This is a genomic window from Sulfitobacter sp. SH22 (assembly GCF_965641905.1).
GTDB lineage: Bacteria > Pseudomonadota > Alphaproteobacteria > Rhodobacterales > Rhodobacteraceae > Sulfitobacter.
Genome location: NZ_OZ282573.1, coordinates 1,353,358 through 1,370,490 on the forward strand (window position 1 = coordinate 1,353,358; position 17,133 = coordinate 1,370,490).

The following is a 17,133-nucleotide window of genomic DNA, read 5'->3' on the forward strand; positions in this document are numbered from 1 at the left end:
TCTTAGCCCTTCATCACGTTGACATCTTCAACAGCAATCGAACCTCGGTTGCGGTTAAAGCAGACCAGAATGGCCAGACCGATCGCCGCTTCCGCAGCAGCAACAGTCAGAACGAACAAGGTAAAGACCTGCCCCACCATATCGCCCAGGAAATGCGAGAAAGCGACGAAGTTAATATTCACCGCCAAGAGCATAAGCTCGATCGACATCAACATGATGATGATGTTCTTGCGGTTCAGGAATAGCCCGAAAATGCCAATGACAAAAAGCGTCGCCGCCACTGTCAGGTAATGTTCAATTCCGATCATGTCGTCCCTCGGTTCTTTGCCCGTTTCGGGCGTTCTTTAGTTCTTGGCGGTCAAGGTTTCCACCCCGATCCCGTCGTTATCCGATGATGTTATAGCCGCCAAAGACAACGATCAGCACGACAACCAGTACCACAATGGTATTTCGCGACATGGCTCACATCCTTGTTCGGGCAGGTCTTTACAGACCCTGCCCCGGTTTCACATCATTCAATTTCATGGCCTTGGCCGGATCGCGCATCATCTGCGCCACCACGTCCTGGCGTTTCACATCGCCACGATGGCGCAGCGTCAGGACAATCGCCCCGATCATCGCAACCAGCAGGATCAGACCCGCAAGCTGGAACAGCAGGAAATATTCGTCATACAGGATCAGGCCCAAGGCAGCCGTGTTCTGCACCTCGTCCGTGACCACCTGCGTGCGCAGCCCTTCGGCAGCGGCATTTGCATCCCATGCGCCAAAAGCCATCACGAATTGCATCAAAACGATCAATCCGATCAGCAGCCCCAACGGCATATAGCGCGCCATCTCGGCCTTCAGCTCGGTGAAATCGACGTCCAGCATCATCACAACGAACAAGAACAACACCGCAACCGCGCCCACATAGACGATGATCAGCAGCATCGCCACGAATTCGGCGTTCAGCATCACGAACAGACCGGCGGCACTCAGGAATGCCAGGATCAGCCACAACACCGAATGCACCGGGTTACGGCTGATGACGGTAAAAAGCCCGCCTGCAATCACGCTGATCGCAAAAAGATAAAATGCAAAAACGCTCATGCGTCACCTTCCTTGTCATCCAACACGCCCTGCGCAATCTGCATTGCACGGGTCATGGCAGGGATACCGGCAAAAACCGCCATCTGTCCAATCGTCTCAATCACTTGCTGCTTGTGCGCGCCCGCCTCGATCGCGTGGATCACGGACTGTTTCAGCGCGATATCGTTTTGGGCACCTTGCATGGTCAAACCTGCAATCGTCAGCAGCATCCGCGTTTTGGCATCCAACCCGTCGGGATTCAGCGTGTTGCCAAAAAACGTTTCCATCATGTCCTTGGGCATCTTGCCCATCATCGCCTCGAACCCCTTTGGCGAAAACGCATCCATCGCCGGAAAGGCCTTGGCCATATCCTGCATCTGACGCATCATTTCTTCAAAAGGGTTGGAGGGATTGGTCATCTGTAAGGTGCATCCATCTCGAGGTTGCGGGCAATTTCGGCTTCCCAACGGTCGCCGTTTTCCAGCAACTTGGCCTTGTCGTAATACAGCTCTTCGCGGGTCTCGGTCGAGAATTCGAAATTCGGCCCCTCGACAATCGCATCCACCGGGCAGGCTTCCTGACAGAAACCGCAGTAGATGCATTTCGTCATGTCGATGTCATAGCGCGTGGTGCGGCGGCTGCCGTCATCACGGGGTTCGGCGTCGATCGTGATCGCTTGCGCAGGGCACACGGCCTCGCACAGTTTACACGCGATGCAGCGTTCTTCGCCGTTTGCATAGCGGCGCAAGGCATGTTCACCGCGGAAACGCGGGGACAAAGGCCCCTTTTCATGCGGGTAGTTGATCGTCGCCTTGGGCTTGAACATATACTTAATGCCCAGCTTCAGACCGTGATAGAAATCCTGCAACAGGAAATATTTGGCGTGACGGGTATAGTCTGTCATCGGATCAGCCCCCTACTGTCCAGCGTGCGTAAACACCCCAGAACCATTCGAATTTTGCGGCAAAGGCAACGAAAACCACCCAGAACAACGAGAACGGAAGGAAGACTTTCCAGCCCAAGCGCATCAACTGGTCATAGCGGTAGCGTGGTGTGATCGCCTTGACCAAGGAGAAGAAGAAGAACACCAGACCCATTTTGGCGACCATCCAGAAGATGCCATCAGGCAGGCCCGGGATCGGGGACAACCAACCGCCAAAGAACATCAGCGAGATCAGCGCGCACATCAACACGACGGCAACCAGTTCGCCGATCATGAACAGCAGGAACGGGGTGGATGAATATTCAACCTGATAGCCAGCCACCAATTCCGATTCCGCTTCGGGCAGATCGAATGGAGGGCGGTTTGTTTCAGCCAAGGCACTGATAAAGAACAGGATCAACATCGGGAAGTGCGGCAACCAGTACCAGCTTAGCAAGCCATAGTCGCTGTCTTGTGCTGCAACGATGCCGCTAAAGTTCATCGATCCGGTGGAAATGATCACACCGATGATGATCAAGCCGATCGACACCTCGTAAGAGATCATCTGCGCGGCAGAGCGCAAGCTGCCCAAGAAGGGGTATTTGGAGTTCGAGGCCCACCCGCCCATGATCACGCCATACACCTCGAGAGAGGAAACCGCGAAGACGAACAGGATCGCGACGTTGATGTCGGACAACACCCAACCGTCATTGAACGGGATCACCGCCCAGGCAACCAGCGCCATGACCAGACTGACCATCGGGGCCAGGAAGAACACGGGCCGGTCCGCACCCGCAGGCACGACGATCTCTTTGACGATGTATTTGCCGAAATCCGCAAAGGATTGCAGCAAACCATATATACCAACCACGTTCGGACCCCGACGAAGCTGAACGCTCGCCCAGATCTTGCGGTCTGCATACATAAGGAAGGCAAGCGCCAGAAGCAAAGGCACGACGATCAAAAGGATCTGCCCGATAATCAGCAGGATCATGCCCAGCGTGGTGTTAAAAAAGAAGTCAGCCATAGGTCCTCACACCGTCGGTATGCCGCGTTCCATGCAATTTTGCACGGTTACTTCGGCATCAATTGTCTTCAAGCCCCGTGGCAGGCTTGGCGAGATGGTGTAAACAGCATCTGCGTGCCAGACGCCACCCACGATCTCAACATTTGTGCGCACGTGACGGGCAAATCCAAAGCCCCGGATCAAAGTATACCGCGCCGCCGCACATTCCGCGTATTCTGCCACGTTATCAGCTGACCGCGCCTTGGTCATTGCCACGTTGAACTGAACCAGATCGCCGTCAAGCAACTTGGTCTCCACGCCTTGATAATCAGGGATAAAATCCTCTGCCATGGGCACCTGCGCTTCGCAGGCGGCCATAAATGCAGGGAGTATCATCATCCCCAAAACCCTCACTCTGCCGCCAAAGGCGCTTCGCGGCGGGCTTTGGCATTTGCCGAAAGCTCTGCCATCAACTGGCTGGCCCGCGCGATGGGGTTGGACAGGTAGAAATCAGCGATCACAGGCTGGAACGCCGCATCCGCCATTTTGCCCTGTACCACAGCTTGCCAGTCGTTTTCAGCAACCTGATCGACGTTCCCCAGATGCGGAACCTCGGCAACCAATGCCTTGCGCAAGGCGGCCAGCGAATCGAACGGAAGCGTGGCCCCCAATTCGGCGCTTAGCGCACGCAGGATGGCCCAGTTTTCCTTGGCCTGACCGGGTGCAAAGCTGGCACGAGCCGCCAGTTGGGGCCGTCCTTCCGTGTTCACAAACAGGCCTGCTTCTTCGGTATAGGCGGCACCGGGCAGGATGATATCGGCACGATGTGCGCCGCGATCCCCGTGCGAGCCTTGGTAAATCACGAATGGTCCGGCAGGGATGTCACCCTCGTCCGCGCCAAGATTATAGACAACATCGGCAGCCACGACATCACCAACGCCACCGTCGGTGACAGCGCCGATATCCATTGCGCCCACACGGGACGCCGCAGTGTGCAGCACCATAAAGCCCGATTTCGTTGCTTCGGCCAAGGCCATCGCTGCGGCCAGAACCGCGGCACCGTCTTCGCGGGCCAATGCGCCCATGCCGACAATGACCAAGGACGGCTTGTCCGCCACCTCGGTGTGGTCGCGCTTGAGCAGATCGGCCAGAACCGATGGGCCATCGCCCAAATGCGCATGTTCATAGGTCAGATCGGCAGCAGGGCCGACGTGACCGATATTGGCACCGCGTGACCACGCCTTGCGAATGCGCGCGTTCAGAACAGGTGCTTCGATCGCGGGGTTCGTACCGATCAGCATGATCGCTTGGGCCGTGTCGATATCCTCGACCGCCGCCGTCCCGACATAGCCGGACCGGTTGCCCGCTGGCAGCTTTGCACCATCGGTGCGGCATTCAACGACGCCGCCCTGCCCTTCGATCATCTGCTTCAAGGCGAATGCAGCCTCGACCGGAACCAGATCACCGATCAGACCGGCAACTTTCTTGCCCTTCATCGCGGTGGCGACAGCGGCCAGCGCTTCGGGCCATTCGGCTTTGCGCAGCTTGCCGTTTTCACGGATGTAAGGTGTATCCAGACGCTGGCGGCGCAGGCCGTCCCAGACGAAGCGGGTTTTGTCGGAAATCCATTCTTCGTTCACGCCGTCATGGTTGCGTGGCAACATGCGCATGACTTCGCGGCCTTTGGTATCAACACGGATGTTGGACCCAAGCGCATCCATCACGTCAATGGATTCGGTTTTGGACAATTCCCAAGGGCGCGCGGTAAAGGCATATGGTTTCGACACCAAGGCACCAACGGGGCACAGATCAATGATGTTGCCCTGAAGGTTCGAATCAAGCGTCTGCCCCAGATAGGCTGTGATCTCGGCGTCTTCCCCACGGCCCGTCTGGCCCATCTGGTGAATGCCGGCAACTTCTGTGGTGAAACGAACGCAACGGGTGCAGGAAATGCAGCGCGTCATGTGGGTTTCAACCAGTGGCCCCAGATCAAGATCTTCGGTCGCGCGCTTGGGCTCACGGTAACGGCTGAAATCAACGCCATATGCCATCGCCTGATCCTGCAAGTCACACTCGCCGCCCTGATCGCAAATCGGGCAATCCAGCGGGTGGTTGATCAGCAGGAATTCCATCACGCCCTCGCGGGCCTTTTTAACCATGGGCGAATTGGTTTTGACAACCGGTGCCTGGCCTTCGGGGCCGGGGCGCAAATCGCGCACCTGCATCGCGCAAGACGCGGCTGGCTTGGGCGGACCGCCGACAACTTCGACAAGACACATCCGGCAATTGCCCGCAATCGACAGACGTTCGTGGTAGCAGAAACGTGGAATTTCCACGCCCGCTTCCTCGCACGCCTGAATAAGCGTCATTGCCCCTTCGACTTCAACTTCTTTACCGTCAATGATGATCTTGCGGATATCGCTCATATGCTTACTTCGCTCTCAGTAACGAACCTATACGGCTCGATTTTTGGATTTCTGCGCGGCCTAACGTACAATAGCTTTGTGGATCGGAAGTATCGACCCCATTTGCCTCTAAATATGCAGCACCACGGGCTTTCATGCGCGCTTTTTCTTCGGGGCTTTTGCGGTAGGCGTCAATTTCGGCATCTGTATACCCCAAAGACCGCGCGGTTTGCTGGATATTGTTCAAATAACTGATGGCGCGGATCATGCGGGCGGAAATATCGGGGCATTCCTTGCGAATCTTGTCGGCCAGTCCCAAGTCCAGCAACGCGCCATCTACAGCCGCCACATCACGCAGCGGTGACTTCGCAGCGACAGGGCTGGCCAGCAGCGCCACAGACACCACAGCAATCAATACGTTACGCATCTTACTCTCCTCATGCAGGGGGCGGAATGCCCCGTCTGCATATGGGAACCGACATGGTTGTTATGCAATAACATCCCGAAATCAGCCATTTGCATGCCGTGTGTCGCGCAAACCATCACGAAGGGCAAGACCCAGAAAAGGTCAAACTATCCCCAACGAGCTGCAAATTTTCCGAAGGGGTATCCGGCCCCACAACCCACATGATATCGGAACTGCCATAGGTGTTCACGCAATATACCGTCGCCTCGTAACGCGCGGCCTCGCGGGCACCGTCAATCGACTGCGACGCGTTCTTGACCACCAGCGTGAACACGTCACGTTGGCCATCAACCTTGCTGATCTTGGTCTTGAAAAACTTGCCATCAAAGGCGATCCGGTCCTCTTGGGACGTGCAGCCCGCCAAGGCCACCGTGGCCATAAATGCACAAACAATAAACTTCATAGTTTTACTCCGCCGCTGTGGCTTGGCACCCGTCGCTGCGCCAGCGCGTTGCCTGTTTCAGATGCGCCCAGCCAAACGCATGGTCACTGTCGCCGTTTTCGCGCAAATGGTCCAGTCGCGCCAGTGCTTCTTCCAAAGTGGGGCGATGGCCTTTTGGGACCCACCACATCACAAAATGCATTTTATCCAAGACTTCAAACCATTCACGACGCCGCGCATAGAACTGTTTGTGAATGGTCCCCCAGACGAATTGCTCAAGGGTTTCAACGTCTTCCCAGACCGTCAGGTTTGAAACATGCTGCGGGTCGCCGTCGATCTTGGCATCGGTGTTGCCCGTCCCCGGTTCGCCCGACCCTTCCATCATCCAGACAAAGCCGGGCATCCGCTTGCCCATGCCATTGATCCGGTCAAGGTTGTCCATAAATTCGGCGACACGCGGGTCACCTGTTGGGGCCAAAAGCCGCCCGACGTTCAGCTCGGCCAGATGCATGTCGTCCATCACCGTCTCCGATCACGCAAGGGGGCCACGCCATCCAGCGCTTTGCGCAGAAAGGCGATGGCCAGATTGCCGCCGATATAGATCAACCCCACCAGCGCCGCATAGGTCCACACCGGCACGACTTTGGCCGATATCGCCAGATGCGTCGCCCAAACGGGTGTCGCAAAAACCGCGAGGGTTACCAAAGCCGCAGCAAGGCTTAGCAGACCGTCCCAGATATTGCGGAAAAATCCCATGCGCGTTCCTTGTTGCGGCCAAGCGCTGGCAGCAGCCCCTTTAAAAGGCCGCGACCACTGTCATGATCACCAGTGCCAGAATGCAGAACAATCCGATGCCAAAGCACAGCGACCGCGCCGCCTGATTGGTTGTGCGGATGTGAACAAACGCCATTACAGCACGTGCCACAATAAACACCGACGCAAACAGGTTGACCCAGAACGGCGAAGCACCGATCAGAATTGCCGCAACTGTGGTCGCGATAAACGGGCCGGAGGTTTCAACGGCATTCATGAACGCACGTTCACTGCGGTACCACGGATCGTCGTAATTCCGCTTGGGCTTGCCACAGTCGCACCGGTTTTCGGGGGTACGCCCACGGGTCGATGCGGCACCCAAAACGCTGATCAACAGCGCCCAAAGGGCAAGGGATGCGATGGCATGGCTATAGGCGGCAAATGCTTCCATGATCATTCCGCCGCCACGGCACTGACGCGGCCGGTGCGCTTGTGCTTGATACGGTCTTCGATTTCGTCACGGAAGTGACGGATCAGACCCTGGATCGGCCAGGCCGCCGCATCGCCGAGGGCACAGATTGTGTGGCCTTCAACTTGCTTGGTCACGTCCAGCAGCATGTCGATTTCTTCGGGTTCGGCATCGCCGGTCACGAGACGGTCCATCACGCGCATCATCCAGCCGGTGCCTTCACGGCACGGCGTGCACTGGCCACAGCTTTCGTGCTTGTAGAATTTGGCCAAACGCCAGATCGCCTTGATCACGTCGGTAGAGTTATCCATGACGATAACCGCAGCCGTACCCAGACCCGACCGCTGCTCGCGCAGGTAATCGAAATCCATGATCGCGTCGCGCATCTGTGCGCCGGGGATCATCGGAACAGACGACCCGCCCGGAATAACGGCCTTGAGGTTGTCCCAGCCACCGCGAATACCGCCGCAATGCTTTTCGATCAGTTCTTCAAAGCCGATGCTCATCGCTTCTTCGACGACGCAAGGGTTGTTGACGTGACCGGAAATCGCAAACAGCTTGGTGCCCGCATTGTTGGGGCGGCCAAAGCTCGAGAACCACTCGGGCCCGCGGCGCAGGATCGTTGGCACAACGGCGATCGATTCCACATTGTTCACCGTGGTCGGGCAGCCATACAGACCGGCACCCGCAGGGAATGGCGGCTTCATGCGCGGCATGCCTTTTTTGCCCTCAAGGCTTTCCAGCAATGCGGTTTCTTCGCCGCAGATATAGGCCCCTGCTCCGTGGTGCAGATAGATGTCGAAATCATAGCCGGATTTGCAGGCGTTCTTGCCCACCAGACCCGCATCATAGGCCTCGTCAATCGCGGCCTGAAGCGCCTCTTTTTCGCGGATATATTCGCCGCGGATGTAGATATAGCAGGCGTTGGCCTGCATGGCGAAGCTGGCGATCAGACAGCCTTCGACCAGCGTATGCGGATCGTGGCGCATGATTTCGCGGTCTTTACAGGTGCCGGGCTCGGATTCATCGGCGTTCACCACCAGATAGCTGGGGCGGCCGTCGCTTTCCTTGGGCATGAAAGACCATTTCAGACCGGTCGGGAAACCCGCACCACCCCGACCGCGCAGGCCTGACGCCTTCATCTGGTCGATAATCCATTCGCGGCCGTTCTTCAGGATATTCGCCGTGCCATCCCAATGGCCACGCGCCTGCGCGCCCTTCAGCGTCCGGTCGTGCATACCGTAGATATTGGTAAAGATGCGGTCTTGATCCTGGAGCATGTCGCTTCCCTTTATGTCTCGCAGCAGTGCTGCGCTTACTGTTCTATTCCTGTGCGGCGTACCGCGTTTTCTTTTAGTCGTTGCGGCTTGCCGCGCGGGCCTTGCGCATCTGATAGATATTAACCATCGCCCAGATCAAGGCACCCAAGGCAGCAAAGTCAAACAACAAGGCATAGCGCCCCGGCAACCCGAACTGCGGCGCAAGCCACTGCAGGGCAATCCAAAGCAACATGGTGCCTGCGATGACCAACGCCACCATCCGGCCCTTGCGGGCGAGTGCGATGTTTTCTTCTTCGGTCATTTGTCAGGCACCACGTCAGGCTTCAGGTTTTCTTGGTGCGGGCAGAGAATTCGGTCTCGCCGCCAGCAGCCAGAATTTTTGCCTGCTCCATCCAGTTGTCACGCGCGATGCGGCCCTTAAAGCGAACCCGCGCGTCAACCCATGCAATTTCCTGCGCGCCCCAATTGGCGATCTGGTCAAAGTGATAGAACCCCAACTCGTTCAGGGTCTGTTCCAGCTTGGGGCCCACACCGCTGATACGCTTGAGGTCATCCGCCCCACCTGCCCGCGCCTGGGTCAGGGTTTTGGGCTGGCTTTGAACCGTGTCGGCAGGGACATCCACAAACGCCGCAGGCGCAACTGGCGCGGCGGCTGTTTTCTTCGGCGCGGTTTTTTGCTTGGGTGCTGCGGCTTTCTTGGGGGCTGCGGTTTTCTTGGGGGCTGCGGTTTTCTTGACCGGAGCCGCCTTTTCGGGCGCAGCAGCTACGGCTTTCCCAGAGGCCACGGCCTTCTTGGGGGCTGCGGTCTTTTTCGCCGGGGCTTTTTCGGCCTTGGGCGCTTCGTATTTATAGGTACCCTTGCGCGCGGCCAGTTCTTGCTGGCCCTTCAAAGGCGTGCTGGGCTTCATCCCGGAAAATGCCGCCTTTTCAGGTGCGGCGGCAGCAGCATCGGGGGCGCTTGCAGCGGCCTCGGATGGGGCGGGCGCAACATCGGCAGAAGCCTGCGCGGCAGGTGCGGCAGACGCAACAGGCGCTTCGGGGGCCGCTGTCGCCGAAGCGGTCGCAGCAGCGCCAGAAGATGCGGCGGAAGATGGCGCTGCGGCAGACGCAACAGGCGCATCGGAAATCTTGTCACACCAGATGTTTGACAGAACGAAAAAAGCCACCACACCGAAAACGATACCAAGGATAACGGACAGGAAAAAACCCCAGCCAAAGATCGCCCAAAACAAAAGAGCGGCACCAAGGCCGATACCGGCCCCCCACCAGGTGCACCCACGTTTACACTGTTCTTTTTCTGTCAAATTTGTCATGTCCGTCCCTTTGTTGCCATTCAAGATGATCTATTATGCCTTATAGATATCATCTTTTTTGGCGCGGGACGAGAATTCTGTTTCCTCGCCTGCGGCCAGCTTTTTGGCCTGATCAACCCAAGCGTCGCGGGTCGCGCGGCCCTTGAAGCCGGCAAGGTTCTGATCGACCCAAGCCAGTTCATCTGCTGTCCAGTTGGCGACCTGGTCAAAATGGAAGAAACCCAATGAGTTAACCATCTTTTCAAGCTTTGGTCCGATGCCCTTGATCAGCTTCAGATCATCCGCAGCCCCACCCCGTGGCGCATCAAGCATCGCAGGTTTCGTACCCCCTGCTTGGGCGTTATTTTCGGCCACGGCAGGCTTGGCTTTGGGTGTTTTCGGCGCCGGGGCAACGCTGCCCTGTGCCGGTTTGCCGACGGCTTTGACACCTTTGGCTTCGCCGGGGGCTTCGGATTTTTTGTCGGAACTGTCACCGACATTGCGCGGCGCGGCTTGCTCTGCTGCGGTGCGCCCGCCTTGGGCACCATCGGGGCCAGCCGGCGGCATCAGATCGTCGCGTTTCGCGGGTTTGCCGGATGTCTTGCCGGCATCTTTGCCCTGCCAAGGGGCGGAAAACGGCACTTCTGTCCCGTCGATCCGTTTCAACGTATCGCCAATATCAACCGCCAACTGGACGCTGGCGTTATATTGCGTCTTGCCGCTGTCGTGATCCGTGAGGCTGGTCAAACCGGACAAAGGCTCGGACGCGTAGCGGCCGTTCTGGGGACCGGGAACCGGCACTTTGCCCGCTGCCATATCGTCGATCATCGCCGAGAAACCCTCGGTGGTCAGATCCTCGTAATAATCCTTGCCGATCTGGGCCATGGGTGCGTTGGAACAGGCTCCGAGACATTCGACCTCTTCCCACGAAAACTTGCCATCAGCGCTGATTTCATGGGGCTTGGCAGCGATCTTTTCCTTGCAGACCGCGATCAGGTCTTCGGCACCGCAGATCATGCAGGATGTGGTGCCACAAATCTGGAAATGCGCGACTTCGCCCACGGGCTGAAGCTGGAACATGAAGTAGAATGTCGCAACTTCGAGACCACGGATATAGGCCAGCCCCAGCATGTCGGACACATGTTCGATTGCAGGGCGGCTGAGCCAGCCCTCCTGTTCCTGCGCACGCCACAACAGCGGGATGATCGCGCTGGCCTGACGGCCTTCGGGGTATTTGGTGATCTGCGCTTCGGCCCATACCTGGTTGTCGGGGGTAAAGGCAAAGCTTGTCGGTTGGTCAGGGTGTAGACGGCGCAGCATCAGATCAGGCTTTCGTTCTGGCAGAGACGGCAGGTGCCTCCGGCGGGAGTTTATTTTGCAAAATGAAAACGGCGGGCAGGCTCAACGGTCGACCTCGCCAAAGACGATGTCCATCGTACCGATGATGGCCGCGACATCCGCCAGCTGGTGGCCTTTGGCCAGATAATCCATGGCTTGCAGATGCAGATAGCCCGGCGCGCGCAATTTGGCGCGGTAGGGTTTATTGGTACCGTCAGCGACAAGATACACGCCGAATTCGCCCTTGGGCGCTTCGACCGCGCAATAGACTTCGCCGGCGGGAACGTGGAACCCTTCGGTGTACAGCTTGAAGTGGTGGATCAGGCTTTCCATGTCGGTCTTCATCGCGGAGCGGCTGGGCGGTGTGATCTTGCCACGTGCCAGCACATCGCCCTGCCCTTCGGGTGCGCGCAGTTTCGCGATGGCCTGCTGGATGATGTAGGTCGACTGGCGCATTTCTTCCATGCGGACAAGGTAGCGGTCATAGCAGTCGCCATTCACGCCCGTCGGGATCTGGAAGTCGAATTCGTCATAGCATTCATAGGGCTGCGCGCGGCGCAAATCCCAGGCCATGCCAGACCCGCGCACCATCACGCCCGAAAAACCCCAATCCTGGATGTCTTGGGTGCTGACAACACCGATATCGACATTGCGCTGTTTGAAAATGCGGTTTTCGGTCAGCAATTCGTCGATGTCGACCATGAAGCCGGACAGGAATTTATGCGACCAGGTTTCGATATCGTCCAGCAAGGCCGGTGGCAGATCCTGATGCACACCGCCGGGGCGGAAATAGGCCGCGTGCAGACGGGCACCGCAAGCGCGTTCATAAAAGATCATCAGATCTTCGCGTTCCTCAAAGCCCCAAAGCGGCGGGGTCAAGGCACCAACGTCCATCGCCTGCGTCGTGACGTTCAGCAGGTGCGACAGGATGCGGCCGATTTCGGAATAAAGCACGCGGATCAGCGAAGCGCGGCGCGGCACGACAACGCCGGTCAGCTTTTCAATCGCCAGACACCAGGCATGTTCCTGGTTCATCGGGGCCACGTAATCGAGCCGGTCGAAATACGGGAGGTTTTGCAGATAGGTGCGGCTTTCCATCAGCTTTTCGGTGCCACGGTGCAGCAGGCCGATATGCGGGTCGCACCGTTCGACGATCTCGCCGTCCAGTTCAAGCACCAGACGCAAAACGCCGTGGGCCGCAGGGTGCTGCGGGCCAAAGTTGATGTTGAAATTGCGGATTTTCTGTTCGCCTGTCAGGGCGTCTTCGAAACCTTTGGTACCGTCCATCATTTACGCTCCAACTCGGCCAGTTTGACGCCCATCCACCACAGCAAGGCGATCACGCCAAAGGGGACGACGCAGGCCGCAGCCCAGTATTTGTTGATCCCGAAGAACGGCAAAAGCCGCACCATCGGGATGATTGTGAGGGCTGAAAGAACAAACCACCAGATGCCTCCCATCACTTCGCCTCCGGCTTTTCGTCGCCGGGAAGAATGTATTCGGCACCTTCCCAGGGCGACATGAAATCGAACTGGCGGTATTCCTGAACCAGCGACACGGGTTCATAAACAACGCGCTTTTCGACCTCGTCATAGCGGACTTCGGTATAGCCGGTGGTCGGGAAATCCTTGCGCAGCGGGTGGCCGCGGAAACCATAGTCGGTCAGCAAGCGGCGCAAATCCGGGTGGCCTGCGAACAGGATGCCGAACATGTCGAACACTTCACGCTCGAACCAGTTGGCGGAGGGGTGGATGTCGACGATCGACGGCACCATGTCTTCCTCGCGGGCGGCGACCCGCAGGCGGATGCGCTGGTTCTGGAACATCGACAAGAAGTGGTAGATCACGTCGAACCGCTTGGCCCGCCCGGGGTAATCCACAGCCGTGATATCAACCAGCGAGGTAAAGCGGCAGGTTGCGTCACCTTTGATGAATTCCACGAGACCCGGCAAATTCGCCTGGGTCACGTCCATGTTCAGCTCGCCAAAGGAGATGTCCCAACCCAGGATGCAGTCAGGGCGTTTCGCTTCGATGTAAGCGCCAAGTTCGTTCAGTTGTTCTGACATATCAGCCCCTTAGCGAACAATTGTGCCGGTGCGGCGCATTTTGCGCTGCAATTGCATGATACCGTACAACAGCGCCTCTGCCGTGGGCGGGCAGCCGGGTACATAAACGTCAACGGGCACGATCCGGTCACAGCCGCGCACCACGGAATAGCTGTAGTGGTAATACCCGCCGCCATTGGCACAAGACCCCATCGAGATCACATAGCGTGGCTCGGGCATCTGGTCATAGACCTTGCGCAGGGCGGGTGCCATCTTGTTGGTCAGCGTACCGGCCACGATCATCAGATCGGACTGGCGCGGGGATGCGCGCGGGGCTGTGCCGAACCGTTCAAGGTCATAGCGCGGCATCGAGGTGTGCATCATTTCGACCGCGCAACAGGCCAGACCAAAGGTCATCCAGTGCAGCGAACCGGTGCGCGCCCAGTTGATCAGGTCTTCGGTCGAGGTCAGCAAGAACCCTTTGTCCTGCAGTTCCTTGTTCAGGTTTTGGGTGGCCACATCGCGGTCCATCCCGGCCGAATAGGCCCCGGCGGCTGCTACTGCCATTCCAAAGCTCCCTTTTTCCATTCATACGCAAAACCGGCGGTCAGCACGGCCAAGAAAACCATCATCGACCAGAAACCGGCCATGCTCACATCCTGAAAGGCGACGGCCCAGGGAAAGAGAAATGCAATTTCGAGGTCAAAAATAATGAAAAGAATCGACACAAGATAGAACCGTACGTCGAATTTCATCCGTGCATCGTCAAATGCGTTAAAGCCACATTCGTAGGCCGACACTTTTTCAGGGTCCGGATTACGCACCGCAATGACCACGGCGGCCAATATCAAAACAAGGCCAAGGCCAATGGCAACAGCCAAGAAAATAAGGATCGGCAGGTATTCCCGCATCATCTCGTCCAAGGGGAAGCTCCTTTGCGTATCTGGCGCGGCTATGCGCCTTACCTGTCAGGCTGCGAACCTGACTGAATGGGGTTTACTCCGCCGCCTCGTCAGGGTCAACCGAACCCGCCATTTTTGAGGGTTTCCGTTTCACCATGGATGAGCGGGCAGATCAGTGGCTCTGGGGTTGCCTATTTCCTGCGCGCATCGACATAATCCCGCCAGCTGTGTTCGGGCGCAAAGCCAAGCAGCGCGCGGGCCTTTGCGTTGGTAAAAAATGTCTCGTTTTCGCCCATCTCGCGGGTTTGCGGGACGTCTTTATAATATTGTGCGATCAATTCCGACGTTGTGCGGTCCACCGAATGGTCGTCATTGGCGACATTGAACACCTCATAGCCCAGCCCGTCCGTCTTTAGGCAGCGGGCCACCATCTGCCCCAGATCGCGCGCATCAATATAGGCAAAGATATTGCGGCGGCGCTGGTCGGGGTCGTCGATGAAATTCGGAAAAATCCGTGCATATTCATCAGGCTCGATCACGTTGTTGATTCGAAGCCCGTAAATATCGACCCCCGTGCGCGCCTGAAAACTGCGCGCCGTCGCCTCGTTACAGACCTTGGACATGGCATAGCTGTCTTGCGGGACGGTCGGGTGGTCCTCGTCCATCGGGATATACTGCGGTTTGACCTCTCCATCGGCAAAGCAGATGCCATATGCCGTCTCGGAGGACGCAAAGATCACCTTGCGCACCCCGGCCTTGAGCGCGGCATCGATGACATTATAGGTGCCAAGGGTGTTCACCCGAAACACCTCGTTGTCAGAGCGGATCAGAATGCGCGGGATCGCTGCAAAATGCACCACCGCATCAAAGCGCGGCATACCGTGGCCCGGTTCCAGCTCTCCCAGATTGGCATAGCTTTGCATGACGTCGAACATCTGCCCGGCATCGGTCATATCGGCAATGCGGTTGTCGACACCGGGATAGTCCAGCGGCACAAGGTCGACATTCAACACCTGATGCCCCTGATCCATCAGATAGGGCACCACATGCCGCCCCGCCTTGCCGCTGCCGCCTGTAAACAAAATCCGCATCATGCCCTCCCAGTGTGTCTTCTACGTCCGAGGTAACGCAACACGGGTCGCGGTCAAGCCTTGATCCATGCCGGTTTGCGCTTGTCGAAAAACGCACCGATTCCCTCGGCGGCTTCGTCGGTCTCCCATCTTGCGGCCAGCGCCGCGATGGTGTGCCCCACAACCTCGGCGTCAATCCGCGGCCCCAGATCGCGGGCCAATTGCTTTGCCGCGGCGACCGCACCGGGTGCGCAAGACAGATAGGGCAGGACTTCGGCCTCGATTGCGGCATCAAGGTCCTGAGCCGGAACGATCCGCGCCAGCAGGCCCAGATCAACGGCTTCATCCGCCCCGAACAACCGCGCCGACATGAACACACGCCGCGCGCGCCCCTCGCCCATGCGGGCCAGCACATAGGGGCCGATGGTCGCCGGGATGATGCCCAGCCGCGTCTCGGTGAACCCCATCTTGAGGGTATCTACACCGACCGCCACATCGCAGACCGACGCCATCCCGACCCCGCCGCCAAAGGCGTTGCCCTGCACCCGCCCGATCAACGGCTTGGGCAGCGCATTCAACGCGCCCAGCATCGCGGCCAGCTTGCCAGCCTCGGCCGACCGTGTGGCCGCATCCATATCGCGCTGCGCCTGCATCCAGCCCAGATCGCCGCCCGCGCAAAACGACTTGCCCGCACCGGTCAGAATGACAACCCGCACGCTGTCATCCGCACCCAGCTGCGCCGCCGCCTGGCTCAGCTCCGCGATCATCTGCGCCGACATGGCGTTGTGCTTGTCTTCACGCGCCAGCGTCAGCGTAGCGACCCCGCGCGGGTCTGTCTCGACCCTTATCGTCTCGTACATCAGCCGGTCCTCATCTGCCGCGCCATGGCGGCGGCTTCCTCGATCAAGGCTTGATCCAGCCCCGTTTTATACCCGAGCGCGGTCAGATGCGCATTCACCGCCTCGGTCGCTACATTGCCCGCCGCACCGGGCGCATAGGGGCACCCGCCAAGACCGCCAACAGCCGCATCAAACACCCGCACCCCCATGGACAGCGACGCATCAATATTATCAATCGCCCGCCCGTTGGTATCGTGAAAATGCCCCGCAAGCCGCCCCACAGGGACAACATCACGCACCGCCAGCAGCATCTTGGCAATGCTGTCAGGCGTCCCTGCGCCGATGGTATCGCCCAAAGACACCTCGTAACATCCCATGGCAAACAGCCGGTCGGCCACCGCAGCAACCTGCGCAGGCGATACCACCCCGTCATAGGGGCATTTGATGACGCAAGACACATAGCCTCTTACAGGCATGTCCACATGCCGCGCCTCTTCCAGAATGGGGGCGAAACGCTCGAACGCCTCGTCAATGCTGGCGTTGATGTTCTTCTTGCTGAACCCCTCACTGGCCGAGGCAAAGATCGCGATTTCATCGGCCTTGGCCGCCACCGCATCCTCATAGCCGCGCATGTTCGGCGTCAACGCTGCATAGCGCACCCCCTCGGCACGTTTAATCCCGGCCAGAACCTCACCCGATCCCGCCATTTGCGGCACCCATTTGGGGCTGACAAAACTCGCCACCTCGATCCGTGAAAACCCGGCCCGGCTTAGCAAATCGACCAAGGCAATCTTTTCGGCCACCGGAATTTCGCGCGCCTCGTTCTGAAGCCCGTCCCGAGGCCCCACCTCGAATATTTCACAAACGCCCTTGTCCATTTCCGTCCCTCCCCTTCAT

Annotated in this window: 24 protein-coding genes; all 24 read right to left on the reverse strand. The window is 58.2% G+C overall.

Going from position 1 to position 17,133, the window contains the following annotated elements; translation table 11 throughout:
* Positions 1-2: 2 nt before the first annotated feature.
* A complete protein-coding gene (gene nuoK / locus ACSQ13_RS08610; protein ID WP_176249362.1) occupies positions 3-308 on the reverse strand; it encodes an NADH-quinone oxidoreductase subunit NuoK in 306 nt (101 codons plus the stop codon).
* Positions 309-486: 178 nt separating this feature from the next.
* Complete coding sequence (locus tag ACSQ13_RS08615; RefSeq protein ID WP_176249363.1) at positions 487-1,089, reverse strand: NADH-quinone oxidoreductase subunit J; 603 nt, start codon at positions 1,087-1,089, stop codon at positions 487-489.
* Complete coding sequence (locus tag ACSQ13_RS08620; RefSeq protein WP_176249364.1) at positions 1,086-1,487, reverse strand: carboxymuconolactone decarboxylase family protein; 402 nt, start codon at positions 1,485-1,487, stop codon at positions 1,086-1,088. Before ACSQ13_RS08620 ends, ACSQ13_RS08615 begins: the two co-directional genes overlap by 4 nt.
* Positions 1,484-1,972: an NADH-quinone oxidoreductase subunit NuoI gene (nuoI, locus tag ACSQ13_RS08625; RefSeq protein WP_176249365.1), complete on the reverse strand. Its 489-nt coding sequence runs from the start codon at positions 1,970-1,972 to the stop codon at positions 1,484-1,486. The genes ACSQ13_RS08620 and nuoI overlap by 4 nt, the downstream gene beginning before the upstream one ends.
* Before the next feature lie 4 nt (positions 1,973-1,976).
* Positions 1,977-3,017 carry an NADH-quinone oxidoreductase subunit NuoH gene (gene nuoH, locus ACSQ13_RS08630; protein WP_176249366.1) on the reverse strand — a complete coding sequence of 347 codons (1,041 nt, stop codon included), beginning with the start codon at positions 3,015-3,017 and terminating at the stop codon, positions 1,977-1,979.
* Between the two features lie 6 nt (positions 3,018-3,023).
* Positions 3,024-3,392, reverse strand: coding sequence for a hypothetical protein (locus ACSQ13_RS08635; RefSeq protein WP_176249731.1), 369 nt, complete (start codon positions 3,390-3,392; stop codon positions 3,024-3,026).
* 14 nt (positions 3,393-3,406) lie between these two features.
* The gene (nuoG, locus tag ACSQ13_RS08640; RefSeq protein ID WP_295512013.1) at positions 3,407-5,422 is read right to left on the reverse strand and encodes an NADH-quinone oxidoreductase subunit NuoG; all 2,016 of its coding nucleotides are present in this window, start codon (positions 5,420-5,422) and stop codon (positions 3,407-3,409) included.
* Positions 5,423-5,426: 4 nt separating this feature from the next.
* A complete protein-coding gene (locus tag ACSQ13_RS08645; RefSeq protein ID WP_176249368.1) occupies positions 5,427-5,828 on the reverse strand; it encodes a DUF5333 domain-containing protein in 402 nt (133 codons plus the stop codon).
* A 115-nt stretch (positions 5,829-5,943) separates the two neighbouring features.
* Positions 5,944-6,270 carry a hypothetical protein gene (locus tag ACSQ13_RS08650; protein WP_255200135.1) on the reverse strand — a complete coding sequence of 109 codons (327 nt, stop codon included), beginning with the start codon at positions 6,268-6,270 and terminating at the stop codon, positions 5,944-5,946.
* Between the two features lie 4 nt (positions 6,271-6,274).
* Positions 6,275-6,769, reverse strand: a complete 495-nt coding sequence (locus ACSQ13_RS08655; RefSeq protein ID WP_176249369.1) for a DUF3291 domain-containing protein — start codon at positions 6,767-6,769, stop codon at positions 6,275-6,277.
* Positions 6,769-7,005 carry a hypothetical protein gene (locus tag ACSQ13_RS08660; RefSeq protein WP_176249370.1) on the reverse strand — a complete coding sequence of 79 codons (237 nt, stop codon included), beginning with the start codon at positions 7,003-7,005 and terminating at the stop codon, positions 6,769-6,771. Before ACSQ13_RS08660 ends, ACSQ13_RS08655 begins: the two co-directional genes overlap by 1 nt.
* 40 nt (positions 7,006-7,045) lie before the next feature.
* Positions 7,046-7,453, reverse strand: coding sequence for an MAPEG family protein (locus ACSQ13_RS08665; RefSeq protein WP_176249371.1), 408 nt, complete (start codon positions 7,451-7,453; stop codon positions 7,046-7,048).
* 2 nt (positions 7,454-7,455) lie between these two features.
* Complete coding sequence (gene nuoF, locus ACSQ13_RS08670) at positions 7,456-8,751, reverse strand: NADH-quinone oxidoreductase subunit NuoF (RefSeq protein ID WP_176249372.1); 1,296 nt, start codon at positions 8,749-8,751, stop codon at positions 7,456-7,458.
* A gap of 73 nt (positions 8,752-8,824) precedes the next feature.
* Entirely contained in the window at positions 8,825-9,052 is a 228-nt protein-coding gene (locus ACSQ13_RS08675) for a DUF5337 domain-containing protein (protein WP_176249373.1), read from the reverse strand.
* Between the two features lie 22 nt (positions 9,053-9,074).
* Complete coding sequence (locus tag ACSQ13_RS08680; protein ID WP_295512012.1) at positions 9,075-10,064, reverse strand: endonuclease; 990 nt, start codon at positions 10,062-10,064, stop codon at positions 9,075-9,077.
* Positions 10,065-10,097: 33 nt separating this feature from the next.
* Positions 10,098-11,363, reverse strand: a complete 1,266-nt coding sequence (locus ACSQ13_RS08685) for an NADH-quinone oxidoreductase subunit E (protein ID WP_295512010.1) — start codon at positions 11,361-11,363, stop codon at positions 10,098-10,100.
* An 81-nt stretch (positions 11,364-11,444) separates the two neighbouring features.
* Positions 11,445-12,668 (reverse strand): NADH-quinone oxidoreductase subunit D, encoded by a 1,224-nt coding sequence (locus ACSQ13_RS08690; protein ID WP_176249733.1) that lies wholly within the window; start codon positions 12,666-12,668, stop codon positions 11,445-11,447.
* On the reverse strand, positions 12,668-12,841 hold the full coding sequence (locus ACSQ13_RS08695; protein WP_295512008.1) for a hypothetical protein: 174 nt from the start codon (positions 12,839-12,841) through the stop codon (positions 12,668-12,670). Before ACSQ13_RS08695 ends, ACSQ13_RS08690 begins: the two co-directional genes overlap by 1 nt.
* Positions 12,841-13,446 (reverse strand): NADH-quinone oxidoreductase subunit C, encoded by a 606-nt coding sequence (locus tag ACSQ13_RS08700; RefSeq protein WP_176249376.1) that lies wholly within the window; start codon positions 13,444-13,446, stop codon positions 12,841-12,843. Before ACSQ13_RS08700 ends, ACSQ13_RS08695 begins: the two co-directional genes overlap by 1 nt.
* Positions 13,447-13,455: 9 nt before the next feature.
* Positions 13,456-13,992, reverse strand: coding sequence for a NuoB/complex I 20 kDa subunit family protein (locus ACSQ13_RS08705; protein ID WP_176249377.1), 537 nt, complete (start codon positions 13,990-13,992; stop codon positions 13,456-13,458).
* Entirely contained in the window at positions 13,983-14,348 is a 366-nt protein-coding gene (locus tag ACSQ13_RS08710) for an NADH-quinone oxidoreductase subunit A (protein ID WP_176249378.1), read from the reverse strand. Before ACSQ13_RS08710 ends, ACSQ13_RS08705 begins: the two co-directional genes overlap by 10 nt.
* 170 nt (positions 14,349-14,518) lie before the next feature.
* Complete coding sequence (locus tag ACSQ13_RS08715; protein WP_295512004.1) at positions 14,519-15,418, reverse strand: NAD-dependent epimerase/dehydratase family protein; 900 nt, start codon at positions 15,416-15,418, stop codon at positions 14,519-14,521.
* A 53-nt stretch (positions 15,419-15,471) separates the two neighbouring features.
* Positions 15,472-16,257, reverse strand: coding sequence for a crotonase/enoyl-CoA hydratase family protein (locus ACSQ13_RS08720; RefSeq protein ID WP_176249380.1), 786 nt, complete (start codon positions 16,255-16,257; stop codon positions 15,472-15,474).
* Positions 16,257-17,114 (reverse strand): hydroxymethylglutaryl-CoA lyase, encoded by an 858-nt coding sequence (locus ACSQ13_RS08725; RefSeq protein WP_295512002.1) that lies wholly within the window; start codon positions 17,112-17,114, stop codon positions 16,257-16,259. The genes ACSQ13_RS08720 and ACSQ13_RS08725 overlap by 1 nt, the downstream gene beginning before the upstream one ends.
* Positions 17,115-17,133: the final 19 nt, after the last annotated feature.